Genomic DNA, 26119 nt, shown 5'->3' with positions numbered 1-26119 from the left:
ACCGATGGGCACCGACCTCGAAGTCGGTGCCCATCGGGTTGAGATTTGCCGCGATAACAACAGATCACGCGCTCGTTGCGATGTCCGCCGTCTACACCGGGACTGCAACCAACTCGGTTCCGGACCGATGCGACTGCGGGCGTCGACGGTCCCCGAAGGACAGGCCAAATCTCTCTCGCAGAGTTGGTGCTGTGTACTCACGCTGGAACAGACCGCGTGATTGCAGGATCGGTACAACCAGGTTTGCGAAGTTCTCGAGGTCGACGGCAGTATCCGCAGGCATGATGGTGAAACCATCCGCTGTTCCGGCCTCGAACCACTCCTGCAGATCGTCGGCAACCTGCTCAGCCGAACCCACCACAAGGCGATGCCCCGAACCGCCTGCGCCACGCGTCACCAGTTCACGCGGCGTGAGCGGACCCTCGTGAATCAAGGCGCGCGTCGACACACTGAACCCGGTCGAGAACGCACCTGTCGGAATCGTTCCCGGCAGGTCGGCTTCGGAAATCACGTCGTCGGGACCGAACGAGCCTTCGGGTAAGCCCAGATTCGCAAGCAGAACTGCAGTCAATCGTTCGATCGGCAATGTCGCATACAGTTCCTTTTCTCGAGCTCGGGCCTGCTCCTCGGTCGCCGCAACCAGCACAACAACTCCGAGTGATATTTTCACGTCATCGGGCCCGCGACCGGCAGCGACGGCCCGACGCCGGATGTCATCTCGAAAGGCAACCGCTTTCGACTGCGTCTGTGCCACCGTGAATACGACGTCGGCAAAATCTCCGGCCAGTTTCAACCCGCCTTCCGACCCGCCTGCCTGCACCAACACCGGACGACCCTGTGGCCCCGGCGGGACAGGAAGCGGGCCGGCCACCGAAAAGAACTCCCCGACATGGTCGCTGGAGCGGATTTGGGAGACGTCCGCGTACTGACCTGACTTCTTGTCCGCGACAAGCCAATCCGGTCCCCAGCTGTCCCACAGACCAGTCACCACCTCGAGAAACTCCCACGCCCTCCGATAACGAGATTCTTTGTCCGGGTGCTCGGACAGGCCGAAGTTCGCAGCTGCCGCCGGTGTCCCGGTGGTCACGATGTTGACGGCGGCACGCCCCTTGGTGACATGGTCGAGTGCTTGAAATCGACGTGCCAAGTTGTACGGCGAGTTATAGGTCGTCGAACTGGTAATTACGACACCAAGGTTCTCGGTGATCGCCGCCAGATGGCCGAGTAGCACCAGCGGATCGATTCCGGTTCCAGGTGCCTCCTCGATCTCGCCGCGCAACGCCGGCCCATCGCCGAGGAAGACGGCGTCGATCTTGGCCGATTCTGCGATCTGAGCGAGCCGCACAAAATGATCGATATCGAGATAGGCCAGTGGATCAGCGTGCGGTAACCGCCACGCGTGCCGGAAATGACCCGGCGTCATGAGGGACAAGTTCAGGTGCAATCCAGTCATCGCAGAAGTCTCACAATCGGGTTATGAAGGGACGGACGCAGCGGCCGATCGCCAGCCCAGCAAAGGGGCCAGCTCCCGGGCGCTGGTTTCGAGCAATCGGAGATGTTCATCCCGGTCTGGCACCCCGGGAACAAAGCTCACCAGCAAATCGGTGATGTCACGCAGTGCCGGGTCGGCGGCAAGTTCAGCTGCCAGTGTCTCGCTGGGTCCGATCAGTGCGTTGTCAGCCGCCAGATAGTCCTCGACGCTCTGGCTGCGGGTCTGTTTTCCCGACGTGCTCCAACTCTGCCAACGCTGCACACCCGGGGTCACCAATCGTGTTGCCACTTCCCGATCCGGATGTGGATACACCGCGCGCGACACCTGTACCCGTGGCGAGCGCACGGGGTCATTCCAGGCGCCGCGGTAGCTGTCGATCCACGCCGCCTGTCGTTCCTGTGCCTCTCGCGCGCTCCCACCCCGGAACGTTGTGGCCCTGGACAACTGCAAGCCGTCGCCGGCGAGAGCTGCTGCTCTCGCCGCATCGTGAGCGTGCGTGGGTTCACTCGTCGTGGCCTGCCACAATCGACCCCGTACGCCGTGACCAGGTGGGTACAGGACCTCCCCGGCACTGTTGAGAGACTTCCCCTCGAGTGCGCCGGGCAGTCGGTCGATCGACTCGTCAACCAACCGCTGTTTGTCGGAGAGATCTCGCCCGAACGCTTCCCAGGCCCCCGGGAAAGGCCCTGAACCCAGACCGAGTTCCAACCGTCCATTACTGAGTACGTCAAGCGTCGCAGCGTCCTCGGCAACCTTCAGCGGATCCTCGAGGGGAAGCACCAATACCCCGGTGCCCAAACGAATTCTGCTTGTGTGCTGGGCGATCGCCGCAAGCGTGACCAGCGGAGCGGAGATATGTTCGTTGCCCTGACGGAAATGACGCTGGATCACCCACCCGGAGTCGTATCCCAATTCCTCAGCGGCAACGAACAATTCGATCGCCTCGCGATAGGCCTGCGCTGGTGACAGATCCCGGTCCAGATGGAGGAGGAAATTGAGCCGGAACGGTCGTCCATCCTCGATGCCCGCACCGATCGGCGCTGCGACGGACGTCATCTCAGAGGTTCAGCCCGGTGCCGTGAACACCGTGCTCTTCGATGATGGCGAGTTCCTCGTCGGTCAACTCCGGGAAGCTCAGTGCCTGCAGATTGTGGTCGAGCTGCCACGTCGAGCTGGCCCCCACCAACGCCGACGTGACTGCTGGCTGCCGCAAGACCCACTGAAGCGCCAACTGCGCCAACGACTGTCCACGTGATTCCGCCAGTTTGTTGAGCTCGGATGCACGCTGCCGATAGGTGTCGGTGAGGACATCGGGACTGAGGAAGGTGCTGTTGACTGCTCGGGCATCGGCGGGGATCGTCTCGAGGTACTTGTTCGTGAGCAGACCCTGAGCCAGCGGCGAATACACGATCAGCCCGAAGCCGTCCTCTTGCGCCAGTTCGAGCAATCCGTTCTGCTCGATACGCCGATCGAAGATCGAATACCTCGGCTGGTGAATGAGCAACGGAACGCCGGCCTCGCGGAGCAACACTGCGGCTTCGTGCGCACGCTCTGGTAGATAGTTCGAGAGTCCGACATAGAGCGCTTTGCCCTGCTGCACAGCTGACACCAGGGCTCCGACAGTCTCTTCGATGGGAGTCGACAGGTCTGGGCTGTGGCTGTAGAAGATGTCGACGTAGTCAGTGCCGAAATCACGCAGACTGTGATCGAGCGAGGCCAGCAAGGACTTGCGGGATCCACCCTTCAGATACGGGCTGGGCCCGATCGCGTTGCCTGCCTTCGTCGAGAGGATGATCTCGTCGCGGTAGGACGCCAGATCCTTCGCCAGAACCCTTCCGAAGTTCTGTTGCGCGGCGCGGTGCGGCGGGCCGTACCGGTCCGCGTTGTCGAAATGGGTGATCCCCAGGTCGAAAGCGTGCAGGATGATCTCCCGCTGCGTTTCGAACGCGTAGTCGGTACCGAACTTCTGCCACAGCCCGAAAGAGAACGCGGGAAGGTCGAGCCCCGACGCACCGCTTCTGCGGTACGGAATCTTGGTGTAGCGCTCGGCATCAGCAGTGTAGGTGGTTTCGAAAGTGCCATAGCTCATGAGTGTGAATGTCTTTCGGTAGTTTTCAGTAGTTTTCAGTAGGTCAGCGGTGGTCGCGGCGAAGCTCGGCCGGTGTCAACGACGGAGTGTCTCGCCCGGTGTCTCGCTCGGAGAATTGTGTACCCGGGTCGACGATCTCATCGATGCGATCCAGGATCTGATCGCTCAGCTGCACCGCCGCGGCCTTCACATACGCTTCGAGATGTTCTTGCGTTCGGGGGCCGATGATGACACTGCTGATCGCCGGATGATTGAGGGCAAATCCGATCGACAGATCGACAAGTGTGAGTCCGTTGTCCTCCGCAAGCTGGGCAAGTGCATCAGCTGCCACCAGTTTGCGTTGGTTGCGCTCGGCACTCACGTCGAAGCGACCCGGGATCAGTTCGGCACGAGCCGATTCCGGTTGCTGCGCGCCCAACCGATACTTGCCGGACAACCACCCGGCGGCAAGCGGGCCGTAGGAGAGGACGCCAACACCGTACTTCCTCGCCACAGGGAACACCTCACGCTCGACGCCACGCACCAGCAGCGAGTAAGGAAGCTGCTCGGTGTGAGGGGCGACAAGACCGTACTTCTCGGCAAGCCAATGGGCTTCGACCTGTTGATGTGCCGGAAACGCGGAGGTTCCGTAGTACCGGATCTTGCCCTGACGGATCAGGTCGTTGAGTGACTGCAACGTCTCGAGCAGGCTCGTATCCGGATCCGGGCGATGTGCCTGATAGAGATCGATGTAATCGGTACGCAGCCTGCGCAAGCTGTCCTCGACCGCCCGCGTGATCCAGCGGCGTGAATTGCCCGCGTGACGAGGGTCGGTCCCGATCTGGCCGTGGAACTTCGTCGCGAGGAACACGTCGTCGCGCCGACCTGTGAGCGCTTTCCCGACAATCTCTTCGGAAACACCCTGGGCGTACACGTCCGCGGTGTCGATAGCCGAGACACCGAGATCCAGAGCGGACGAAATGATCCGAAGGCTCTCCCCTTCCTCTTGCCAGCGGCCGAAGTTCATCGTCCCGAGCGTCAGTGGAGTGATCCGGACACCGGTTCGGCCGAGTACACGGTCAACCTCGATGGTCATTGATTTCCTTTCACATGAATGGTGCTGTGCACAAATCTGTTTCAGAACAACCCCGTGAGAGGGGGCTCTTCCCCGGTGAGGTGATAGGCGCCGGCGACTGCCGCTTTCCACTGACGCGGATTGTGGTTCGCAGCCGTGCGGGCATTACGCCAGTGACGGTCGAAACCCCACTCGCGGTTCGTAATCGAACCGCCACCGACATCGAAGAGCAATTCCGAAGCGCGAAGCGCAGACTCGATCGCGATGACGCCTGATTCGGCGACGACAACGGCGGCATTCGCGCCGGCCCGCCGCGCATCCTCGCCCGCCAATCCCCGCAAGTTCTGGAGCTCTTCGGCAGCCGACAACACCACCGCGCGTGCTGCCCGTACCCGCGCACCGAGTTCTCCGACGGTCGCCCGCACGTACGGATCATCGACGCTCTGTGTCGCCGAGCTGTGCTTGATGGGACGAGCCTGCTCCCGCACGAACCACACCGCATCATCGAGCGCGCGCGCCGCAATGCCCGCCTGTACCGCCGCGAGATAGAGCTGCGCGAAGGAGCCCTGCCACGGATTGTCCGGACGCGAGTCCTCCGCGACGACAACCTCGTCATCCGAGACCCACACATCGTTGAACCAGGTGGAACCGCTCTGCGTCAGCCGCTGGCCGATAGCGTCGAAGTCGTCACGTCGGTCTACGCCCGCGCGATCAACGGGCACCGTGAATCGGATGATGGTGCCGTCCTCGGTGACTGCTTGCGACGAGAAGTACGTCGCGTACAACGCGCCCGTCGAATAGAACTTTCGTCCGTTGACGACATAACCATCACCGTGGCGCCGGGCTGTGGTGGATACGCTTCCACTCGCCCCGCCGTTGCGCTCGTTGCCGGTACCCACGAACAACGCGCGTTGACGCAAACGCTCCAGATTGATCTCCCGAAGCGGAACGTCCTCACGACTGGCGACCTGGTTCGCAGCCAAAAATGTCGGCCGAAGCGCCTGCGCGACATTGGAATCCGCACGGGAAATGTCGATGACCAGCTCCACGACATCTCTGACGGTTCCTCCGCCGCCACCTTCGGCAGTGGCGATGCCGGTAAGGGCAATTCCGAGATCGGCAAGTTCACGGACATCATCGAACGCATAGTCCCGTGTCTCTTCGCGAGCCCGAGCAGTGGCACCGAGGCGGGTCAACACCGGAGCGGCAGCTGCTCGGATCCCGGCGACAGTCAAAGATTCCTCCCGACGCTCCACGCCGTGCTCCGGTACGGGTGCCGGAGACACATGTACGGCGGTCATGCAAACACCTCTGCGCTCTCACGCAGTGCGAGTGTCGAACGCAGCGTGCGCCCTATCGGTCCCGCAAGTTGAGGCACCACGTCCCTGACAAGGTCCACAATCGCAGCTTCGTCACGTCCACTTGTCGCGAGGACAAATCCGTCGACACCGTTGTCAGGCGCCCACTGCTTGAGTTCTACCGCACTGACGGCACCGGTCAACCGGGCCAGCAGGGCAACATCGGATCGCCGGCGTCCAACGGAATGAAGTGCGCCCGACAGGGCAGCGTCGGCCCCGTCGATGTTGTTGCGCTCCACGATGACGACGTCCGCAACCGCAGCGATCCGCGACCATCCCAGAGCGTCGGGATCGGCAGCCACGACCACGGGGCGACCTTGCACCGACGCCGGTCCGTCCAACGGTCCGGCCACGCGATAGAACCGACCTTCGTGATTGATCGGTGCGATCAACGTGTCGTCGACAAAGGTGGCACGTTCCTGGTCTCCGAGCAGTGCCGCGCGCGGGAACGACTCCCACAGCCGCGAGACGATGTCCGCATACTCGACCCACCGTTCGGATGTCTCCGATGCCTGGGGGTCTGGGGTTGTCGCATCGCTGACCTCGTCGCCCTCCCCTGGCGCGAGGACAACACCCACGCGGCCGTCTGTCGCACGATCCAGCGACAGCACTCGCCGAGCCAGGTTGTACGGCGCATTGTGCGTTGTCCGCGCATCGATCAGGTACCCGAGGTGTCCGTACCGACCAGCGAGGTAGCTGCCGACAATCGAAGGATCGATCGTGCGCAGGCTCTCGACCTCGTCGACAAGTCTGATGCCACTTGCGTTCACGCTCTGGGCAACTCGTGCGATTGCATCTGCGGCGGAGACTGATACTTGTCCCGCCGACTCACCCACCGCCAACTCCACGAACACGGTCATTTGTTTCTCCTCATTCCGCGCTCACGAGCGGGTACTCGTCTGTGGTGGTGTATGGGACGCCAGGCACACCGAGCCCGAGGTGATCACGCAGAGTGGTCCCCTCGTAATCGGTGCGGAACAGGCCTCGCCGGCGCAACTCCGGCACGAGATGGTCGGCAAAATCGTCGAACCCCGAAGGCAATACATCCGGCATCACGTTGAATCCGTCGGCCGCGCCATGGCGGAACCACCGCTCGATGTCGTCGGCGATCTGTTCCGGAGTGCCGACGACTATGCGGTGACCGCCACCTCCGGACAGCTTCTTCAACAGTTGACGCAGGGTCGGATTCTCGCGCTCGATGATGCCGAGGACAACCCGGTAGAATGTCTGAGATCCGCCGGCGTGATCCGGATTTCTCAGTAGCTCAGGAGGAATCGGCGCATTGTCGTCGAGTCCGTCCAGGGAGAATCCGAGTTGTCCGGCAAGCCGATCGCGGGCGTACGCATCGGGCAGCAACTCGTCGAGGAGTTCGCGCCGCGCTCTAGCCTCCGCCTCCGTGCTGCCCAACACTGTCGACAGCCCGGGAAGAACGACCACCTCGTCCGGGGAACGACCGAACTTCCTTGCACCTTCGCGGATCTCGGTGCGAAATGCTCGCGCCTTGCCCAGGTCCTGTTCCGCGGAGAAGATCACTTCACCGATCTGCGAGGCCAACCGCTTTCCGTCACTGGAGCCTCCTGCCTGCACTATGACAGGCCGTCCTTGCGGTGATACGAGTTCAGTTCGCGCTCCCCACTTGGTGACCACCTGGTCGACCACACTCGCGGCTCGGCGATAGCGGAGACCGTGCTCCGGCTCGCCGGTATGGCCGAAGTTGCGCGCTGCGACCGGCCCCGCCGTTGTCACTACGTTCCAACCGAATCGCCCACCGCTGACGTAATCGAGGTCTCCGAGTCGCCTGGCGATTTCCTCCGGATCGTTGTACGAACTCGACAGTGTCCCGACCAGTCCGATCTTCTCGGTCTGTGCGGCCACCCGCGCCAATACTGTTGTGGGCTCCAGGTTGTTGCCGGATCGGTGCCTGATACTCGTGTCCAGTAGAGGACCGTCGGCGAGGAAAACCGCGTCGAGCTTGGCCGCCTCGGCCTTTTTGGCGATTGCTGTGTAGTGCTCGATCGTGTAGCTCGCCAGCGCGTCGGTATCGGGGAACCGCCAGGAGCCTCCGAAGACACCGGCATTGAGGATGTTGACGTTCAGATGCAGTTGCCCGCTCACAGCTGAACCCTTTCGCTCTGGTCCGCAGCGTTGGCTGCCGACGGCCGATCGGCGTAATAGCCTGATACCGGCGCATTTCCGTTGACGTAGTAGTCGCCGATCACCCGCGGCTTGTAGATGACCGGATTGTGTGACGCGAGCGTGCGCGCGTTGCGCCAATGTCGATCCAGGTGCGCTCGCCTACGAGCTGTGGACGAACCGCCCGCGTTGAACGCATCACTGGCGGCGGCCAGAACAGCGTCGATGACTGCTACCTGCGCAGCAGAGGCCTGGATATAGGCGTCGGAATACACCGCCTCGTCACCGGTGGCATGTGCCTCGTCCAACCGACGCGCGGCGTGACCGAGCAGAGTTTCCGCCGTCAGCGTGCGGGAGTAGAGGGTTCCGACAACACCGAGCACGTCCGGATCGGCGACTGCATCCTGCGTCAGGGCATGCCGACTGGTGCGGGTTCGGTTACGGACGATATCGATGGTCTCAGCCAGGACACTGCGCGCAATCCCGACCAGGTTCGCCAGATGCACGATCTGAACGAACGAGTCCAGCCCGCGCAAAGATTCGGTATAGCGGCCGATCTCGCCGTTGGACTCCACCGGGACATCAGTGAAAATTGTTGTACCACTACCGGTCTGGCGTTGTCCGACACCGTCCCAGTCGTCGACATGCTCAACCCCCTGGTGCCGGGCGGGGAGCACCACGAACTCCCGGTGCCCGTCGCCGTCCACGACCGCCGCCCGAATGTAATCCGCGAAGCGGGAGCCTGTCGAATAGAACTTGGTACCGGAGACAACCCGCTCGCCCGCGTCACTGCGCCTGACCCGTGTGGTGATCGTGCCCCATCCGCCGCCCGAATCAAGGCCGGCAACACGGTCGGCCGGCTCCGACTGCGCATTGCCGAACACCGCACCACCGGCGACCGTAGTCAACCAATACCCCCTCACCTCGGAATCGGTTTCCAGCCGCAGAATCTCGGTGGTGGTGAAGTGCCCACGCCAGATCTGCGGCACGTTGGCGTCGGCTTGCCCGGCCTCCGCGAGCAGGGCGAACAAGGTCGGCAAATCGACGTCGAATCCGCCGTACTCGCGGGGGACTCGCAGCTTGCCGAATCCGGCGTCGGCAAGCTCCTGTACCAGTTCATACGGGTGTTCGCCGGACAGATCACGTTCTCCGGCACCTTTTGCCAGTTCACCGAAGATGGACCTGAACCGGATCAGAGCGGCATCGAGGGTGTCGGGTCGAGTAGTCATGGGGTTCCTCGGGTAGTGGTGAGTTCGCGCCCGGCGATCGCCTCGAGCAACCGGACGGTGTAGTCGTCCGTGGGATTCGAAAAGACCTGTTCCACGGATCCTTGCTCGACAATGCGTCCGCGCTGCATCACCGCAACTCGATCTGAGATTGCGGAAACAACAGATAAGTCGTGCGAGATGAAAACGTAAGTGAGCCCGCGCTCTTGTTGAAGGCGCTGTAGGAGTTCGAGAATCTGTGCGGCCACAGACACGTCCAGCGCCGAGATCGGCTCGTCGAGCACGACAACTTTCGGTTCGACCACCAGTGCACGGGCGATTGCCACACGTTGGCGTTGGCCACCGGACAGTTCACGTGGATGACGGCGCGCAAAGTCAGCTGGTAGTGCCGCGGCTTCCAACGCAGCCGCCACGCGGTCGACGTTTCCCCGGCGTCGTCCCCAGTGCGCCTTCTGGAAAGACCGCAGCGGTTCTTCGACTACGTCGAAGACCGTAAACCGGGGATCGAACGACGAGTACGGGTTTTGATACACGATTTGCAGGTCACGGCGCAGTGGCCGAAACTCCGAGCGGCTCAGTGCAGTGATGTCCGAACCAAGCACGGACGCGCGCCCGGACGTCGCAGTGGTCAATCCCGCGAGAATTCGGGCAGTGGTCGACTTTCCGCTACCGGATTCGCCGACGATCGAAAAAGTCTCACCCTGCCGAACGTGGAACGAAATACCGTCCACGGCAGGGACTTCGCCGTAATCCTTGTGCAGGTCCGCGACCTCGATAACCGACTTCCGTGCCGCGAGCACAGAGCCTCGATTCTCGCGCACCGACAACCGCGATGGCACGCTGTTCAACAAATGCCGGGTATAGGCATGCCGTGGATTCGCGAGAACCTCCGCTGTCGGTCCGACTTCCACCAGATGCCCGTTGCGCATGACTCCGATGAGATCGGAGCGGTCTGCGGCAACACCAAGATCATGGGTAACCAGAACCATGCTCGTCGACGATCGAGCCCGCAGGCTGTCGATGAGATCGAGGACCTGTTTCTGCACGGTCGCATCGAGTCCCGACGTGGGTTCGTCGGCGATGATCAGATCAGGTTCCGCGGCCACTGCGGCTGCAACCAGCACTCGTTGCCGCATTCCCCCCGACAACTCGTGCGGATACTGCCCGTATCGGCGTTCGACATCGTCGAAACCGACGAGCGCGAACAGTTCGTGAACACGCTCACGCCGCGCATCCGCGCCGAGGTCGGTATGAAGACGCACCACGTCTTCGACTTGATGCCCCACCCGGCGGACCGGATCGAGGGACACCGTCGGGTCCTGCGGAATCAGACTCACCGACCGGCCACGGATCTCGCGCCACCCCTTGGGGTTCAACGCGGTCAGCTCCTGACCACGGAAGACGATCGAACCCGAGATCACTTCGCCGTTCGTGGGGAGTAAGCCGAGGATCGCATGGCCGGTGGTGGTCTTACCCGACCCCGACTCCCCCACCAGCGCCAGAACCTGACCGGGGCCGACGTCGAAGCTGACATCGTGCACCACTGGCGCAAGCGTGCGATTCGTCCGATAGCCAACGGTGAGTCCTTTGACGGACAAGACTGGATCCAGGCTCATCGCGAACTCCTTGTCGTGAGGTGACGAGCGATGTTGTTGGTCGCCAGAACCACCGCGATGATGGTGAGTGCGGGATAGAGTGTGAGCCATCCTCGAGTGGCAATGAACTGCCGCCCATCCGAAACAAGCAGTCCCCATTCAGAATTCGGTGGCTGAGCACCGAGTCCGAGGAAGCTCAGTGAGGCAATCCAGATGATGGCGATCCCGAGTTGAACGGCGATCAGCGATACGGTCGGCGCCAACGAGTTCGGAACCACGTGGCGCCGCAGAACCGTGAACGTGGTTGCGCCGCTGGTGATCGCCGCCTCGACGTAGTTACTTGCCCGCACGGTGAGTACCTCGGACCGGATCAATCGCGCGAACGTCGCCGCCGAGGTCAGACCCACTGCAATCGCGGCAGGAATCAAGCCCGCCTGCCCCACTTTTGCCGTGTACACCACCACGATCGTGATAGCGAGCAAGAAACCGGGGACGGACAGCACAACGTCGATGAGTCGCATCACCACGGTGTCGACGAACCCACCGAACCAACCGGCAACTGCGCCGAGCACCGAACCGACGATCACCGCGACGGCGACCGCCATGCTGGCGCCCAGTAGCGACGCCCGTGCGCCGTAGACGACACGTGCGTACATGTCGCGACCGAGAAGGTCGGTACCAAACCAGTGTTCGCCGGACGGAGGTAGTAACTTACGGCCGTTGTCGACGGCAATCGGATCAAAGCTGGTGAACACACCTGGCAGGAGCGCCCACAGCACCGCGAGTGCAAAAATGGCGGTCGACAGCACCAAACCCCAGTTCCGGGCAGCCCATCGCACCGTTTCTCGAACGATCGACGCAGTCGCGTCTGGCTCTGCACCGCTCGTCGGCGGCGTATTCTGCGCCGTTGTGTCGTCGATGATGACGGTCATGGCATCGACACCTCCGCCGGCAGCCGGCGCTGAACCGAAACGGGTACAGAAGCGACGCCAGTTGCCTTGACGCCGAATCCGGGACGTACCAGCTTCGTTCGGGCTCTACGAGCGGTGACGCGTGAGTTTCGACCGTCGACAAGAACCCGCGGGTCGATGTACGGGTACGCCAGGTCGACCGCGAGGTTGACCGCCACGTATGCCAAAGCCGCAACCAACACCACTCCCTGGAGAACCGGGAGATCCTGGGTACCGACCGCATTCACGGTCAGCTGGCCGAGTCCTGGTCGAGCATAGACTGCCTCGGTCACCACAGATCCGGCGATCAGTTCGCCGCAGGCAAGTCCGAGAAGCGTCAGTACCGGCAATGCAGAGTTTCGTAGTACGCCCCGGCGGAAGGCATACCCCTCCCCAGCGCCCTTTGCATGCAGTACGTGAACAAATGGCAAGTCGCGGGTTGTGGTTATCGAGGTGCTGAACACCTGCGCTAGCGGTGCAGCGATGAGAATAGCCAATGTCGCGGCCGGAGCCAGTAGTGCCAGGAACGAACCGTCGTCGGACGACGGAATCACATGCAACTTGAACGACAAGAATTGCAGTACAAGGATTCCCACCACAAAAGTGGGTACCGAACCGAACAGCGCCGGTACCGAACCAACCACACTTCGCACCGACGCCCACGGAGCATAGTTCGCGACCACGGCGATGACAGCTGCCAGGACGAGGCCGAAAACCAATGCCAGACCGGTAAGTTGGAGCGTGCTAGGTAGGACATCGCCGATGAGGCCGGTCACCGGTGTGCCATTGGTGAGCGAATACCCCAAGTCTCCCCGCAGGATTCCACCCAGACCACTGACATACTGCTCCAGCAACGGCCGATCAAGTCCGTAGTACTCGACCAGCGCCCGCGCGGACTCCGGGGACAGTTGGGCCTCCGGGTTCTGGATGCGGTTGTTCACCGCGTCCCCAGGTAATGCGCTGAGGAGAAAGAAGGACAGGGTGTAGGCGGCCCACATCACCAAGATCGACTGCCCGATTCGCTTCAGGGTGTAATTGCGCATTCCTCCGTTGCCTCTCACTGCGAAACCCATGTGTCGTAGAACCACGACCGGCCGGTGGATTCAGTGGCAAAACCGTGGACGCTGGAAGCGAGGCCGAAGACCTGGGTCTCGTCGTAGAGCGGTATCGAGTAGCCCTCGCCGAAGATGTGATCTTCGATCGCCTGGATCGCGGTCTTGCGATCATTCGGATCGAATGCAGACGACTGCGCCGCCAAGAGTTGATCGAACTTTTCGTCCTTCTGGAAGTTCTTGGTCCCGTTCTGGCGGTCACTGCCATACGACGTGCGCAGGACACTGGGTTCCGCGGTGGACGTCTGACCTTGCGTGAAGTACCAGTCCGGCGCGGAAGCCAGTTGGGACTCGTATTCCGTCAACGACGGGCGCGTCAGCGTGACGTCGACGCCGGCCTTTCGCCACTGCGACTGAACAACTTCCAGAACCGACTGCGAGACCTGATAGTAGGGTGCCACCCGCAAGTGGAAGGCCAATCGATTGCCGTCCTTCTCCCGGACCCCGTCTGCTCCCGGCTTCCAACCCGCTTCGTCGAGCAGCGACTTGGCCTTGTCGAGGTCGTAGGTGAGATAGCTGCTCGAATCACCACGAAGCGGCGTTCCCTGAACCAGTGCACTGGACGGAACCGGGTAGTTCGGGGACAGCACAGTCTGGTTGATCTCCGTGCGATCGGTGGCCGCCTGCAACGCGAGACGGACCCGCTTGTCCTGAGTTGGCGCTTCCGGATCCTTCAACTGAAGGGTCAGGTCGTTGGTCTCACCCTGCACCGAAATCGGTAGCAGGACTCCGCCGCCCGCTGCCACAGTTTCCTCGTCGTACGGCGCGATGTTGCGCGCGATCTCTGCCTCACCCGACTGCAATGCGCCGACTCGCGTTCCGGCTTCCGGAACTGTCTTGAAGACGATCTTCTCCAAGTAGGCTCGGCCGGAATGACCCGAACCTTCGGGCGCCCAGTTGTAATCGTCGCGTCGTGCGAGAGTGACGCCGCTGGTTCCGTTCACCGACTCGACCACAAAGGGGCCTGTTCCCACCCAGTTACGAATATCACTCTGACCGTTGAGATCTCGATCCAGCAGCGACTGCCCGAGGATCGAGCTGGCACGGTAGTTCGACAGGATCTGAATGAAGCCGACATTGGGCTTCGCCAGCTTGACGACAACCGTCCGATCGTCGACCACATCGGTGCCGGCGTAATCGGTCCAGAACGGATCCACGGTGATGCCCTTCTGCGGGTCGCCGATGCCGTGCTGATCGAAGTTCGCCTTGACCACTCCGGCATTCAGCGCAGTGCCGTCGCTGAATGTAACGCCGGACTTCAGCGTGAATGTGTACGACAGATGGTCATCGCTGACCTGGTACGACTCTGCCAACCATGGCCTGTATTCACCCGTTTCAGGGTCCTGCCAGATCAGCCGCTCAGCAAGATTGTTGGAAACCTGGCTGTTGGACCACAGCGAGTTCGTAGGTTTCCACGCCGCGTAATCGACAGGGTCGTAGAAGGTCAGCGTCCCGCCGTCCACCGGTGTTCCGGCGGTGCCGTCCGACGCCGACGCGCCACCACAGGCGGCAAGTGCTACGGCCAGTACTGTCACGGCCGCCGCAGACTTGACGGCACGTTGAAAACTATTGGTGAACAAAGGAATTTGCCTTTCTTGAAGGGCTCCGAAGGGAGAGACGGACGATCACCGTCGCGACTGAACGAGAACGCAGCCCGTCGAGGTCCGGTAGACACTGAATGGAAGTCAACCCGATCCAGGAGCAAACGTCACCTCTTGCATTCACGATGATCACAATCTGGTGAAAATTGCTCCGCCGCAGTAGATTTCTCTGTAGGGACACATGCGATCGCAACAGCGAGTTTTTCTCGCGACGATCCGAATCCCCTCTTCGCCGCTGCCGAAATCCAGTACACCTCGAGAGGAATCGTGCCTGTATGACTGTCTCCGAACTCGCCACACACGTGAGAGCTCAGGCAGTTACGGCTGTCAACACGCATCCGTTGGTGGCCAGTGCCAAGCAGTATGCCGACGCCGTACTGCTACCGACCGCGCTCGAAACGGATCGGCACGGAGTAACCCCTGAACGCATTGTCGAGTTCTCCGACCTCCACCTGTTGAACCATCTGGCGCCGGCCGAGTTCGACGGGGCACATGTCGACCGACATAGTGATCGACTCCTCCACGAAGTCCTGGCCGGTGCCTGCCTGAACACGTGGCTCGTATGGGCGCAGCATGCACCAGTGGTCGGGCGACTGGCCGATGCACACGCGGCAGGCACCGAGTTACCCCCGATCGCCCACCCGATTCTGCGCGGACGCCTACTCACCGGAGCGGCGATCAGCGACGTCCGGCGATACCCCGACCACTTCATCGCGGCGACGCGTGAATCTGCCGGCTGGACGTTCTCCGGCACTATCTCGTGGGTCAGCGGTTGGGGCCTGAACACCGTCTTGATGGTGGCTGCTGTCGAAAGCTCGACCCGCACCGTTGTGACCGCACTGGTACCGATCAACGAGCGTGTTCAGTCCTCCGACCTGGAGTTGAGTGCCGTGGCCGGTAGTCGAACGGAACGAGTGACATTGTCCGAAGTGTTCGTACCGGAAGCGCATGTCATCAGCAGGGTTCCTCTATCCAAGTACCGCACAACCGATTTCAGCACGGCAAGCGACGCCAGGCCACATCATTTCGGGCTTGCCGACAGAGTCCTCGGCGAACTCGAGCAGGCTCATCCCACTTCCCGTGAGCTCGCCGACCTGTGGCGCCCCCGGATCGCGCAGCTTCGGACCGACGCATACGCACTCTCCGACGCAGCCAAGAGCGCGGGGAACGAAAGGCACAGAATCGATGAGCGTCTTGCGGCAAAAGTTGCCATGGGCGAAGCACTCGTCACCCTCACTCACGCCCTTGTCATAGCCCGAGCGGGACGGGGCATCGTTCGCGACAACACCGCGCAGTTGTACGCACGCACAGCCCTCTTCGTCCTGGTGCAAGGACAAACAGCCGAAGTACGTGACGCGCAGTTGTCCCATCTCGCACAGATCAGGAAGAACCAATGAGCACCGAATTCCTCTGGTACATCCCCAATCAGGTTGAGCCCGGCCACCGCGGCGACAACACGCAGGCCGGTCACAACAGCCTCGAAACCCTCACTCGCCAGGCACTCGCGCTGGAGCAGAACGGTTGGACCGGTGCCCTGATCGGCGCAGGCTGGGGGCGTCCGGACACCTTCACGGTGGCCACTGCATTGGCCGCGCGGACAACCACATTCGAGCCACTCATCGCGATCCGCCCCGGATACTGGCGCCCGGCTAACTTTGCGGCGTCTGCGGCGGCACTCGATCACCTCACCGGCGGTCGCGTCCGCGTCAACATCGTGTCCGGCAAGGACGATCTCGCTGCCTACGGAGATACCGATGGTGATCAAGCGAATCGCTACGCGCGGACCCAGGAGTTCCTCCAACTCGTTCGCAAACTGTGGACCGAAGAGAACGTGACCTACCGCGGCGAGCATTTCCACGTGGAGAACTCGACCATTGGGCCGCGCATCGAGACTCGGCCGGGCCGTCCACACCCGAAGCTCTACTTCGGCGGCGCCTCGGAGGCCGCCGAGAAAGTCGCAGCCGCGGAGGCCGATGTCCAATTGTTCTGGGGCGAAACACTTGACGGTGTCGCCGAACGCATCGACAGACTCGAGGCACTGAGTCGACAGATCGAACGGCAACACGCCCCACTGGAATACGGTTTGCGGATCACCACCTTTGTCCGAGACACAACAGAGCAGGCGTGGAAAGAAGCCGAGGAAAAAGTCGCACAGATGGCAGCCCGCCAGCGCGAACTAGGTGCACCCGAATCGCTGGCGCAGAATCCACACCGTCGAAGCGCAGTTGGCCAACAACGCCTGCTCGATCTGGCCTCGCGCGGTGAGGTACTCGATGACAACCTCTACACCACGCCCGGCAAAGTGGGCGGTGGTGGCGCGGCAACCACGTGGCTGGTCGGTTCCGCCGAAGACGTTGCAAAATCGCTACGTAAATACGAAGATCTCGGGATCAGTCACTTCGTTCTGTCCGACACCCCGTACTTGCCCGAGATCGAACGCCAAGGCAGCCAGCTGCTTCCGCTACTTCGCGGATGACCGCCGAGACCGACACTCCAACTTCTCTCAGCCCTAAGTATCGACGCCATCTGGTGATGGTCTTCGCGCTCACGAACACCATCAGTTTCATCGCGATGATCCAGATCCTGCCGGTGATTCTCATTCCCATCGCCACCGATCTCGATGTCTCACGCACCGCCGTGGCAGGTGCCTCCACAGTATCGACGCTGGTGGGCGGACTGGCCGCTTTGCCCGTCGGTCGCATCCTCGACCGGCGGGGCGGACGCACGCTCATGGCCACCGGCTCGGTGATCGGAGCAGGCTCGGTACTGATGTGGTCACAGGCAACCGACCTGATGTCGCTGTACGTTGCGTTTGCCTTGATCGGGCTGGCACTGGCAATGTCGACGTACGAGTCGACCTTCGCGGTGATCGTGGTGGCGACCGAAGCGCATCAACGAAATCAGGCGATTCTCACCGTCACGATGATCGCCGGACTGTCGACATATCTGGTGTATCCACTCCTCGGTTGGATGAACAGCGAATTCGGCTGGTGCACAACCTTGATCATCCTGTCGGCGATACTCGTCACTACCGCGGTTCCGGGTCATCTGTGGGCCGTACCGTCGCGCGCCGCTCATCGCAACCGAGTCCGGGCAAGGTCAGGAACGCCGTTCGGTGCAGCACTGCGGCAGCGCCGGTTCTGGTTGCTGCTGATCGCTTTCGTCGCTCAGGCAGGATCGGCGTCGGCCTTCCTCCTACTCGTGATCGCATACTTGCTCGACCAAGGTCACTCTGTTGCGGTCGCAACATCAGTGCCCATCGCCGTCGGTGTCCTGCAGATTCTCTCGCGGCTGATACTCACAGTGGCGGGCACCCGTCTGGCCATCACACCGGTCACGTCGTGCGCCTTCGCCATACAGGGGTTCGGCCTACTGTTGCTACCACTCGCGGGCTTGTCGATACCCCTGACGTTGCTGTGCGTCGCTGCTGTGGGTCTCGGCCAAGGCGTCGGCGTCATCGCGCGGCCGTCGATACTGGCCGACAACTTCGGCGTTACCCACTTCGCGAGTGTCCTTGCCGCGATCACCATTCCGACAGCGTTGGCCCGAGCCGGCTCACCACTGCTCGGAGCGTGGCTCGCCGATTGGCGATTTCTGGTGGTCAGCGGCTCACTCGCACTGATTGCCGCCGTCGCGTTGCTTCCACTCATCGGAGTGAAATCCACCGCGGACAGCGAGCTCGTGGCCGCACGCGAGTGAATGTTGTGCGCACTCAGGCCCGGTTACGGCGTCAGAAATTCCAGTTCAGTGCGCCGCCGGATGTGGACAACTCATCCACCGCGCCCGTGACAAACCCCTCGCGCCCCTCGGTCACGACCTTGCCGACATCCACGGACTCGCGATGGTCCATTGTTATCTGGCCCAGCTGAATGGCCAGGCCGGAGAAGACGGCCGACGCTGCTTCCACCGCAGCGGCTTCGAGCACCCCGGTCAGTAATTGGCGCAACAGCATTCGGACAGTAACCGCGGTAGCGACCTCCGCTGCGCCTGCTCCTACCGCACTCAGCCCGAGAGTGGGAATCGCTGCCGCTGCCATGGCCGCCAACTCGAGCGCCAGCGCGATCAACGCCGCGATGATCGCAAGTTTGGTGTACTCGATCTCCGTCGCCGTAGCATTGCAGGATTCCGCTAATTCCGTTGCGGCAGCAATCAATCGATCAAAGACATCAGCGACGCCACCGGAATCCTGCCAGAATGCATCGTGCGTCTCACCGGTGATTGCTGTCAGTACTCCTCTCAGTGTGACATCACCACCCATGGATGCACTGGTCAGATGGTCTGCAATCTCGGTCCACGCGTCACCCAATCGCCACAAGGAAGTCTCGTCCCCCTCCGGCCAGTCGCTACCCACTGCCACACTGGCAACGGCCTGCAGGTATCCCGGTATCTCGATTCCCATCAGAGACCACCTGCAAAGTTGTCGGCAAGTTCCGCGTCGACGCCCTCGAAGTTGTCCGAAGTCCGGTACAGCGCATCCGTGAGATTCCGCATGACGCCGGCCATCATCGAGATACCGGCAATCACCGACTCCGAGCCCGGAAGGTAGGCGGCGGCAAAAGTGTTGCCGACCTCGTCATTTCCCCAGCTCGAGCCTTCGGCAGTCATTTCCCGTTCGAGATCCGCTTTCGACCTCTCGATGTCTTCGGCGAGTCCCACGAATCGCGGTGCCAATGCACGCACAATCTGAACATCGATCCACAGTTCAGACATTGCCCGCGCTCCTGAGAACGGTCTGATCCCAATCCTGTTCCATGTGCTCGGCTATCTGAGGCACTGCGGACAGACCGCGCACGCTGGGCGCTCCGGTTATCAGATCTGGAAGATCCAACTGCGTCGTAGTGGTGAACGGCTTCAATATCTCGGCGTTTTGCCTGCGCATGTCTGCCGACGCAGCCGTCGACGCCGCCAGTACCGACGCACCAAGCTTTTTCGGCGTTGATTTCGCACACGCGTCCGATGAGAATTTCACGCCGACAACGGCTCCGGAGGCATTGACGACAACCTCCACCAACCCGTCAGCCGACAGAGCACGCGCAGTCGACAACGCGATCTTCTCCTGCGCGAGCGCAAGTAACCGCGTCCGCTCGTGCAGGTCCTCCATCATTGAATCAATCTGCCCGCGAAGGACTTCCGATCTCCCCCGTGCCGAATTCCACTGCGCTGTACTCACGATGGCCCCCACCTCGCTCGACGTGCTCACCCGGATATCAGGTGCTCACCAAGTTCGACGCGGCCTGGCCTCGATCGGTTCCGTCAGCGTAGATTCAGCACCGGCGGATCAAATGCGCGAACAGGGGGAAGTTCCCCCTCGAACTTCTCGATCTGCACCAGGACGTGTTGTCCGGTGCATCCGTGTGACAGCAGCGACGTGCCGACGTCCGGGGTCAGAACATTGGGATTTCCGTGGACACACAGCGAGTCCGGGTCGGCCGGATCGAGTGGGTCGTACCAGGCTCCCGTCGCAAGTTGGACAACGCCCGGGTGAAGGTCTGCATCGACGACAACACCTGCCAGGCACGCGCCGCGATCATTGAACACCCGCACCACGTCCGCGCCGACAATGCCTCGCTCTGCCGCTGCATCGGGATGCATCCGAATCGGTTCTCGCCCGTGAATTTTCGACGCCTGGCTCACGGCGCCGTGATCGAGTTGGCTGTGCAGCCGCGTCTTGGGCTGGTTGGCGATGAGGTGCAGCGGAAAAGCCTCCGCACGTGGACCTTTCAGCCATTCATCAGGCTCGTACCATCGGGGATGGCCGACGCAGTCGTCGTAGCCGAAAGATTCGATGGTTTCGGAGAATATCTCGATCTTTCCGCTGGGTGTGCCAAGCGGATACTTCTCGGGATTCTCGCGGAAGTCGCCGAACAGAACCTCGTCGCCGCGCGTACGCATCCGGTAGTGACCATCGGCCCAGAAGTCCTCGAACGACGGGGTGTTTCCACCGTCCGCGGCGACGCTCGGCTGCCACTGACCGTAGAGGTGCTCGATCCATTGCTGCGACGATCGTCCCTCGGTAAACGTGTCACCGAATCCCAGCGCGTCGGCAAGTGCCGCGAAGGTCTCGTAGTCGTCGCGCGCACCTGCAAACGGTTCGGTGACCTGGTGCATCGCGACCAGCAACGCGTTGTTGCGCGTACAACTGAGATCGGAGCGTTCGAATGACGTGGTCGATGGCACCACGATGTCGGCGTGTCTGGCCATCGGCGTCCAGTACGGATCATGAACGACGATCGTGTCCGGACGTGCCAAAGCCCGCCGCAGCCTCGGGATGTCCTGATGATGGTGGAACGGGTTGCCGCCTGCCCAGTAGACCAGGCGAATGTCGGGATAGGTGAGGCGTCTGCCGTCGTAGTCGAAGTCTTCGCCGGGCGAGAGCAGAAGATCCGATACCGCAGCGACCGGAATGAAGTCCGTGACCGGATTCCGTCCTTGCGGGAAGGTGGGCAGCGGGTACGGGATCGACGTCATTCCCGGCTCGTTCATCGAACCGTAGCCGTGTCCGAATCCCCCTCCGGGAAGCCCTATCTGACCCAGCATCGCGGCGAGAGTCACCCCCATCCACGGGGCTTGCTCACCGTGTTTGATGCGTTGAAGTGACCAGGTGACAGAGACCAGCGTGCGACCGGCGGCCATGCGGCGGGCCAGGTCGACCAGTATCTCGGCAGGGATTCCTGAAATCTCCTGGGCCCAGTGAGGATCCTTCGCGATACCGTCACTGCGTCCGAGCAGGTACTCCTCGAATCGCTCGTAGCCGACGCAGTACCGGTTCAAGAATGCGATGTCATGCAAACCCTCCGAAGCGAGGACATACGCCAGCGCCAACATGATCGCCACGTCGGTCCCGGGAATCGGTGCGATCCAGTCACATTCACCGTCGAGATCGTCACGCAACGGGCTGATCGAGACGATCTTTCCGCCGCGACGACGGAGTGCGTCGATCGCGCCGCGAGTCGGATGCTCACTGGTACCACCGGCATTGACGCCAGTGTTCTTGATCGGCACCCCACCGAAGCACACCAACAGATCGGAATGTTGCGCGATGACGTCCCACGACGTGGAGCGTTCGAACAATTGACTGTGGGTCCCGACCACACGGGGCATGATGACGCCCGTTGCTCCGAGCGAGTAGCTGTGTACCGATTTGGTGTAACCACCGAGTTGATTCAGGAACCGGTGAACCTGACTCTGCGCGTGGTGGAATCGACCGGCGCTGGCCCATCCGTATGAACCACCGAAGATCGCGTTGTTGCCGTGAGTGTCAACGACCCGGCGCAATTCGCGGGACAGCAGTTCTGTCAGTTCGTCCCACTCGACCGAGACGAACTCGTCAGAGCCCCGCTTTTCCGTGGGGCCTGGACCGTTCTCGAGCCAGCCACGACGCACTGCCGGGCCGGCCACTCTGCTGCGACTGCGCACCGAACCGGCGAAGTTGCCGAGCATCGGCGAAGGATTGGAATCTCCCTCGTACGGATGCACCGCAGTGACTTCGCCGGCTACCGATTCGGCAGTGAACATGCCCCAGTGAGACATGTGCTGATGACGCCGATTCGGCGTGGTGTCCACAGCAGCTACTTTCGATCAGGGAAGGGAAAGAACCAGCTTCTCGATGTCGACACGCGGTCCGGTGAAGAACGGAACCTCTTCGCGCACGTGCAAACGAGCCTCGGTGGCACGCAAGTCGCGCATGAGATCGACGATGCGAATGAGTTCCGGTGCCTCGAAGGCAAGAATCCACTCGTAGTCGCCGAGCGCAAACGACGGCACCGTGTTGGCGCGAACGTCCTTGTATCCGCGTGCCGCCATACCGTGATCGGCGAGCATCTTGCGACGGTCCTCGTCGGGAAGCAGGTACCACTCGAGCGACCGAACGAACGGGTAGACGCAGATGTAGTCGCCCGGATCCTCACCCGCGATGAACGACGGCACGTGGCTCTTGTTGAACTCGGCCGGACGGTGCACGGCGGAGTTGCTCCACACCGGAGCACTGATCTTGCCCAGTGTCGTGGTGCGGCGGAAGTCCGAGTACGCGGCCTGCAGCTGCTCGATGCTGGCTGCATGGGTCCAGATCATGAAGTCTGCGTCTGCGCGCATGCCGGCGATGTCGTAGATTCCGCGAACCACGACGCCCTTGTCTTCGAGACCTTCGAAGAACAAGCGGGCGTCCTTGACCGCAGCTTCCCGATCGTCGCCCAGCACACCGGGTTCCACCTGGAACACGGAGAACATGAGGTATCGGATTTCAGAGTTCAGTTTGTCGAAATCAAGGCGTGCCATACCTCTATCGTGCCACCCGTTCGAAAATCCGTGTCGCCGCCGTCGTGCCAGTGGCAACACACGCCGGAACGCCGACGCCGTGTAGCCACGAACCGGCCACCTCGATACCGTCCAACGCTGCGACCGACTGTTCGATTTCAGCCACTTTCTGCACGTGACCTGGTGCGTACTGCGGCAGTCCCCCATGCCAGCGCTGGACAAAGGACGCAGCCGGACTCGCAGTGATTCCCGTCACTGTTGCAAGATCAGCGCGGGCCAGAGCGATCAGTTCGTCGTCGGGGCGATCGACGATGTCTGCGGCACCGAAGCGGCCGAACGACGCCCGCACGAGATGCTCGCCCCGATCGGCGAGATGGGTCCACTTGCGACTGGACAGCGTGAATGCCTTGGCCGTGAGATCTGCGTCCGTCGCGACGAGGATTCCCGAATTCTCCGGCAACTCGACATTGCCCGGCAGACGCATCGCCACGACAGCCGAGGACGCCAGCTCGATCCGAGCCGCGATCCGGGCGACCTGTGGCGCGACGTCAGCGAGAAGCACTGCGGCGTTCGGAGCGGGAACTGCCAGGACAATCGCATCGAGGGCGCCGACCGGATCGATGAACCAGCGGCTCCCGTCGGCGCGCACGACTCCGGCCTCCGCGTGAACGACATGCGCGGCAGCTGCCTCCCGGAGTGCATCCAGGAGCACTCCGTATCCGTCCTTCAACGCACCGAAGACCGGCCCGGGAGCCGGCGTCGGTAGCGCCGCCGACACGGCTTCCGACAGGCTCCGCGCTCCGGCGTCCAACGCCGCCGCGAGGGTCGGCAATGCGGCCCGTATTCCGATGTTCTCCGCCAATCCGGAGTACACACCCCCGAGCAGTGGATCAACCGAGCGGGCGACTACCTGATCGCCGTAGCGATCCGAAACAAGTTGGGCCACACTGCTATCCGAACCCGGAGTCCAGTCGATCCGGCGCTCCGGTTCGGCCGCGATCCGCGCCAGGGTTGCGTCGTCGACTAGATCCTCGACCGCGTCGGCACTCGCCGGAATGCCCATCAACGTGCCTACGGGGAGACGATGCAACGAATCCTGCGACCAGATCAACGGAGTGCGTCCCGCCGGATACACGATCTGGTCCGTGAGACCGAGCTCGGCCAGAAGTGCCGGAACCTCGGGCCGACGCGCAATGAACGCCTCGGCGCCGACATCGATCGGCCCGCCGCCGATATCGACCGTTCGCAACTTTCCGCCCAGCCTGCGGCTGTGGTCGACGATCGTGATCTCGGCGTCCGCTCCGAGGCTACGGCGAAGCCGGTAGGCGGCGACCAGGCCGGAGATTCCGCCCCCGATCACCGCTACCGACGGACGCGTTGTCCTCACAGCGAATGCACCAGCTCCACCGCCGCCGTGATTGCCGCCGGATCGGTATCCGGAAGAACACCGTGTCCGAGGTTGAAGATGTGCCCGATGGCGCCGGCCTCGATAGCGCGGTCACCTTCAGCCGCGATGCGTCTGACCTCACGGTCGACCGCCTCGGGACCCGCGAACAGCACTGCCGGATCGAGGTTGCCCTGCAGCGCCTTGCCCGGACCGACTCGCCTCGCGGCAACGTCGAGCGGAATACGCCAGTCGACGCCTACGACGTCAGCCCCGGCTTCACCCATGGCGCCGAGCAGTTCACCGGTACCAACACCGAAGTGGATACGCGGCACTCCTGCGCTCGCCACCTCGGCCAACACGCGCTCGGAGTGTGGAAGTACGAACTCGCGGTACTGCGCGAGCGAGAGGGCGCCTGCCCAGGAATCGAACAGCTGAACAGCGTCGACACCGGCGTGGAGCTGCGCCTGCAGGAAGCAGATCGTGATGTCGGCGATCTTGCCGAGGAGCTGGTGCCACGTCGCCGGATCCGACAGCATGAGCGCCTTGGTCTTCTCGTGGTTGCGGCTCGGTCCACCTTCGACCAGGTACGACGCCAACGTGAAGGGCGCTCCGGCAAACCCGATCAACGGCACCGAACCCAACTCGGCGGTGAGCAGACGCACAGCCTGCGCAATTGCGCCGACCTCGTCGGGCACCAACCGCGGCAGGGACGCGACATCGTCGATCGAGCGAACAGGATTGGCAACCACCGGACCGACACCGGCAACGATGTCGAGGTCGATGCCGGCTGCTTTCAGCGGCACCACGATGTCCGAGAAGAGAATTGCGGCGTCGACGTCGTGGCGACGCACCGGCTGCATCGTGATCTCACAGACCAACGCCGGATCGAAGCAGGACTCCAACATTCCGATTCCGGCGCGGATCTCGCGATACTCGGGCAGCGAGCGGCCGGCCTGCCGCATGAACCACACGGGACGCCGCACCGGCGTCCGACCGGTGGCCGCCGCCAACAACGGCGCATCCGGAAGCACGCGCCGTGCGCTGTACTCCGCTGACCCGATGGTGCCTGAATTCAAGTTGTCCAACCCGCTCATCAATCCTCGCGCTCTCCGCCAACATGTGTATTCGACCGCTCCCAATGCTGCCATGTTCGGCGCGCAGAAAAGTCCACGTCACATTTCGTGACGGTGCTCACACTTATCTGTGCGGAGCACGTCACAGTTGATCGGCGCGCCTCCACCTCAGGGACCTTTTCCCCGACTAACGTCCTGACCTGTGACAACTTCCGGATCCACCGCTGACCCGGCCGAATTCCGTGCCGCAATCGCCGCAATGGGCTCAGCACAGGTCCGGTCCGAGATCGAAGTCGGTCCGATACGCCCGCCACAACGACTTGCCCCGTACAGCCACGCAATCGGTGCCGAGGTGCTTCACCCCGAATCGGACACCGTGTCCGAGCAATCGGAGGGTGACGCCTTCGGTCGACTCATCTTGCTTTTCGACCCAGACGGGGACGAAGCCTGGAACGGCACCATGCGTCTGGTCGCCTACATCCAGGCCGATCTCGACGAATCACTTGCCGCTGATCCACTATTGCCCGAAGTTGCGTGGAGTTGGCTGGTGGACGCCCTCGAAGCCGGCGGCGCTCCGTTTGTAGCGCTCGGCGGCACGGTCACGGCAACAACGTCGGTTCGCTACGGCGACATCGCAGGCCCTCCGCGGGCGCATCAACTGGAACTGCGGGCCTCCTGGACTGCCACGTCAACGGAATTGGGACATCACGTCGAGGCATTCTGCGAAGTGCTGGCCTACGCCGCGGGCCTACCACCCGCCGGGGTAACAGAATTGTCGCGAAAGAACGACTGATCC

Annotated in this window: 23 protein-coding genes; 4 read left to right on the top strand and 19 right to left on the bottom strand. The window is 62.3% G+C overall.

Annotated elements, in window-relative coordinates:
• Positions 1 to 91: 91 nt before the first annotated feature.
• The 12 genes from RG2_RS11975 to RG2_RS11920 are packed head-to-tail and all read right to left on the bottom strand — an operon-like array spanning position 92 to position 14589.
• Positions 92 to 1453 carry an NtaA/DmoA family FMN-dependent monooxygenase gene (locus RG2_RS11975; RefSeq protein ID WP_033234738.1) on the bottom strand — a complete coding sequence of 454 codons (1362 nt, stop codon included), beginning with the start codon at positions 1451 to 1453 and terminating at the stop codon, positions 92 to 94.
• Positions 1454 to 1474: 21 nt separating this feature from the next.
• Positions 1475 to 2548, bottom strand: coding sequence for an LLM class flavin-dependent oxidoreductase (locus RG2_RS11970; RefSeq protein ID WP_033234739.1), 1074 nt, complete (start codon positions 2546 to 2548; stop codon positions 1475 to 1477).
• Between the two features lies 1 nt (position 2549).
• Positions 2550 to 3581: an aldo/keto reductase gene (locus tag RG2_RS11965; RefSeq protein ID WP_033234740.1), complete on the bottom strand. Its 1032-nt coding sequence runs from the start codon at positions 3579 to 3581 to the stop codon at positions 2550 to 2552.
• A gap of 43 nt (positions 3582 to 3624) precedes the next feature.
• Complete coding sequence (locus RG2_RS11960; RefSeq protein WP_033234741.1) at positions 3625 to 4656, bottom strand: aldo/keto reductase; 1032 nt, start codon at positions 4654 to 4656, stop codon at positions 3625 to 3627.
• Positions 4657 to 4697: 41 nt separating this feature from the next.
• Positions 4698 to 5936, bottom strand: coding sequence for an acyl-CoA dehydrogenase family protein (locus tag RG2_RS11955; protein ID WP_080711750.1), 1239 nt, complete (start codon positions 5934 to 5936; stop codon positions 4698 to 4700).
• Positions 5933 to 6853: an LLM class flavin-dependent oxidoreductase gene (locus RG2_RS11950; protein ID WP_033234742.1), complete on the bottom strand. Its 921-nt coding sequence runs from the start codon at positions 6851 to 6853 to the stop codon at positions 5933 to 5935. Before RG2_RS11950 ends, RG2_RS11955 begins: the two co-directional genes overlap by 4 nt.
• Before the next feature lie 10 nt (positions 6854 to 6863).
• A complete protein-coding gene (locus tag RG2_RS11945; protein WP_033234743.1) occupies positions 6864 to 8108 on the bottom strand; it encodes an LLM class flavin-dependent oxidoreductase in 1245 nt (414 codons plus the stop codon).
• The gene (locus RG2_RS11940) at positions 8105 to 9355 is read right to left on the bottom strand and encodes an acyl-CoA dehydrogenase family protein (RefSeq protein WP_033234744.1); all 1251 of its coding nucleotides are present in this window, start codon (positions 9353 to 9355) and stop codon (positions 8105 to 8107) included. The genes RG2_RS11945 and RG2_RS11940 overlap by 4 nt, the downstream gene beginning before the upstream one ends.
• The gene (locus RG2_RS11935; protein WP_033234745.1) at positions 9352 to 10968 is read right to left on the bottom strand and encodes a dipeptide ABC transporter ATP-binding protein; all 1617 of its coding nucleotides are present in this window, start codon (positions 10966 to 10968) and stop codon (positions 9352 to 9354) included. The genes RG2_RS11940 and RG2_RS11935 overlap by 4 nt, the downstream gene beginning before the upstream one ends.
• Positions 10965 to 11879 carry an ABC transporter permease gene (locus RG2_RS11930; protein WP_033234746.1) on the bottom strand — a complete coding sequence of 305 codons (915 nt, stop codon included), beginning with the start codon at positions 11877 to 11879 and terminating at the stop codon, positions 10965 to 10967. The genes RG2_RS11935 and RG2_RS11930 overlap by 4 nt, the downstream gene beginning before the upstream one ends.
• Entirely contained in the window at positions 11876 to 12940 is a 1065-nt protein-coding gene (locus RG2_RS11925) for an ABC transporter permease (RefSeq protein ID WP_033234747.1), read from the bottom strand. Before RG2_RS11925 ends, RG2_RS11930 begins: the two co-directional genes overlap by 4 nt.
• Before the next feature lie 14 nt (positions 12941 to 12954).
• Complete coding sequence (locus tag RG2_RS11920; RefSeq protein ID WP_033234748.1) at positions 12955 to 14589, bottom strand: ABC transporter substrate-binding protein; 1635 nt, start codon at positions 14587 to 14589, stop codon at positions 12955 to 12957.
• A 296-nt stretch (positions 14590 to 14885) separates the two neighbouring features.
• Here RG2_RS11920 and RG2_RS11915 point away from each other — a divergent pair, with 296 nt between their 5' ends.
• From RG2_RS11915 to RG2_RS11905, 3 genes are read left to right on the top strand one after another with little or no spacing between them, the layout of a single operon-like run.
• The gene (locus RG2_RS11915; protein ID WP_033234749.1) at positions 14886 to 16007 is read left to right on the top strand and encodes an acyl-CoA dehydrogenase family protein; all 1122 of its coding nucleotides are present in this window, start codon (positions 14886 to 14888) and stop codon (positions 16005 to 16007) included.
• Positions 16004 to 17086 (top strand): LLM class flavin-dependent oxidoreductase, encoded by a 1083-nt coding sequence (locus tag RG2_RS11910; protein ID WP_033234750.1) that lies wholly within the window; start codon positions 16004 to 16006, stop codon positions 17084 to 17086. Before RG2_RS11915 ends, RG2_RS11910 begins: the two co-directional genes overlap by 4 nt.
• Positions 17083 to 18309: an MFS transporter gene (locus RG2_RS11905; protein ID WP_033234751.1), complete on the top strand. Its 1227-nt coding sequence runs from the start codon at positions 17083 to 17085 to the stop codon at positions 18307 to 18309. Before RG2_RS11910 ends, RG2_RS11905 begins: the two co-directional genes overlap by 4 nt.
• Before the next feature lie 31 nt (positions 18310 to 18340).
• On the opposite strand, the gene RG2_RS11900 is transcribed toward RG2_RS11905, so the two are convergent.
• The 7 genes from RG2_RS11900 to hemE all read right to left on the bottom strand — a co-directional run bounded on the left by RG2_RS11900 (position 18341) and on the right by hemE (position 25344).
• Positions 18341 to 19009: a WXG100-like domain-containing protein gene (locus tag RG2_RS11900; protein ID WP_051730541.1), complete on the bottom strand. Its 669-nt coding sequence runs from the start codon at positions 19007 to 19009 to the stop codon at positions 18341 to 18343.
• Positions 19009 to 19320 carry a WXG100 family type VII secretion target gene (locus RG2_RS11895; protein WP_033234752.1) on the bottom strand — a complete coding sequence of 104 codons (312 nt, stop codon included), beginning with the start codon at positions 19318 to 19320 and terminating at the stop codon, positions 19009 to 19011. Before RG2_RS11895 ends, RG2_RS11900 begins: the two co-directional genes overlap by 1 nt.
• Positions 19313 to 19780 carry a YbaB/EbfC family nucleoid-associated protein gene (locus RG2_RS11890; RefSeq protein WP_502702372.1) on the bottom strand — a complete coding sequence of 156 codons (468 nt, stop codon included), beginning with the start codon at positions 19778 to 19780 and terminating at the stop codon, positions 19313 to 19315. The genes RG2_RS11895 and RG2_RS11890 overlap by 8 nt, the downstream gene beginning before the upstream one ends.
• An 83-nt stretch (positions 19781 to 19863) precedes the next feature.
• Positions 19864 to 22140, bottom strand: coding sequence for a molybdopterin-dependent oxidoreductase (locus RG2_RS11885; RefSeq protein WP_051730565.1), 2277 nt, complete (start codon positions 22138 to 22140; stop codon positions 19864 to 19866).
• Between the two features lie 48 nt (positions 22141 to 22188).
• The gene (hemQ, locus tag RG2_RS11880; RefSeq protein ID WP_033234754.1) at positions 22189 to 22884 is read right to left on the bottom strand and encodes a hydrogen peroxide-dependent heme synthase; all 696 of its coding nucleotides are present in this window, start codon (positions 22882 to 22884) and stop codon (positions 22189 to 22191) included.
• Positions 22885 to 22888: 4 nt separating this feature from the next.
• On the bottom strand, positions 22889 to 24250 hold the full coding sequence (locus RG2_RS11875; RefSeq protein ID WP_033234755.1) for a protoporphyrinogen oxidase: 1362 nt from the start codon (positions 24248 to 24250) through the stop codon (positions 22889 to 22891).
• Complete coding sequence (gene hemE, locus RG2_RS11870) at positions 24247 to 25344, bottom strand: uroporphyrinogen decarboxylase (protein ID WP_033234756.1); 1098 nt, start codon at positions 25342 to 25344, stop codon at positions 24247 to 24249. The genes RG2_RS11875 and hemE overlap by 4 nt, the downstream gene beginning before the upstream one ends.
• A 181-nt stretch (positions 25345 to 25525) precedes the next feature.
• On the opposite strand from hemE, the gene RG2_RS11865 reads away from it, so the two are divergent.
• On the top strand, positions 25526 to 26116 hold the full coding sequence (locus tag RG2_RS11865; RefSeq protein WP_033234757.1) for a DUF3000 domain-containing protein: 591 nt from the start codon (positions 25526 to 25528) through the stop codon (positions 26114 to 26116).
• Positions 26117 to 26119 lie beyond the last annotated feature (3 nt).

Source organism: Rhodococcus globerulus NBRC 14531, from assembly GCF_001894805.1.
Taxonomy (GTDB): domain Bacteria; phylum Actinomycetota; class Actinomycetes; order Mycobacteriales; family Mycobacteriaceae; genus Rhodococcus_F; species Rhodococcus_F globerula.
The sequence above is the reverse complement of the archived record's forward strand: the minus strand, read 5'-3'. Positions and strand labels throughout refer to the sequence as shown.

Bases quoted from the DNA above. Each gene is read 5' to 3' on its own strand.
- RG2_RS11975 (WP_033234738.1), bottom strand. From the start codon at position 1,453: ATGACTGGATTGCACCTGAACTTGTCCCTCATGACGCCGGGTCATTTC.
- RG2_RS11970 (WP_033234739.1), bottom strand. From the start codon at position 2,548: ATGACGTCCGTCGCAGCGCCGATCGGTGCGGGCATCGAGGATGGACGA.
- RG2_RS11965 (WP_033234740.1), bottom strand. From the start codon at position 3,581: ATGAGCTATGGCACTTTCGAAACCACCTACACTGCTGATGCCGAGCGC.
- RG2_RS11960 (WP_033234741.1), bottom strand. From the start codon at position 4,656: ATGACCATCGAGGTTGACCGTGTACTCGGCCGAACCGGTGTCCGGATC.
- RG2_RS11955 (WP_080711750.1), bottom strand. From the start codon at position 5,936: ATGACCGCCGTACATGTGTCTCCGGCACCCGTACCGGAGCACGGCGTG.
- RG2_RS11950 (WP_033234742.1), bottom strand. From the start codon at position 6,853: ATGACCGTGTTCGTGGAGTTGGCGGTGGGTGAGTCGGCGGGACAAGTA.
- RG2_RS11940 (WP_033234744.1), bottom strand. From the start codon at position 9,355: ATGACTACTCGACCCGACACCCTCGATGCCGCTCTGATCCGGTTCAGG.
- RG2_RS11935 (WP_033234745.1), bottom strand. From the start codon at position 10,968: ATGAGCCTGGATCCAGTCTTGTCCGTCAAAGGACTCACCGTTGGCTAT.
- RG2_RS11930 (WP_033234746.1), bottom strand. From the start codon at position 11,879: ATGACCGTCATCATCGACGACACAACGGCGCAGAATACGCCGCCGACG.
- RG2_RS11925 (WP_033234747.1), bottom strand. From the start codon at position 12,940: ATGCGCAATTACACCCTGAAGCGAATCGGGCAGTCGATCTTGGTGATG.
- RG2_RS11915 (WP_033234749.1), top strand. From the start codon at position 14,886: ATGACTGTCTCCGAACTCGCCACACACGTGAGAGCTCAGGCAGTTACG.
- RG2_RS11910 (WP_033234750.1), top strand. From the start codon at position 16,004: ATGAGCACCGAATTCCTCTGGTACATCCCCAATCAGGTTGAGCCCGGC.
- RG2_RS11905 (WP_033234751.1), top strand. From the start codon at position 17,083: ATGACCGCCGAGACCGACACTCCAACTTCTCTCAGCCCTAAGTATCGA.
- RG2_RS11900 (WP_051730541.1), bottom strand. From the start codon at position 19,009: ATGGGAATCGAGATACCGGGATACCTGCAGGCCGTTGCCAGTGTGGCA.
- RG2_RS11895 (WP_033234752.1), bottom strand. From the start codon at position 19,320: ATGTCTGAACTGTGGATCGATGTTCAGATTGTGCGTGCATTGGCACCG.
- RG2_RS11885 (WP_051730565.1), bottom strand. From the start codon at position 22,140: ATGTCTCACTGGGGCATGTTCACTGCCGAATCGGTAGCCGGCGAAGTC.
- hemQ (WP_033234754.1), bottom strand. From the start codon at position 22,884: ATGGCACGCCTTGATTTCGACAAACTGAACTCTGAAATCCGATACCTC.
- hemE (WP_033234756.1), bottom strand. From the start codon at position 25,344: ATGAGCGGGTTGGACAACTTGAATTCAGGCACCATCGGGTCAGCGGAG.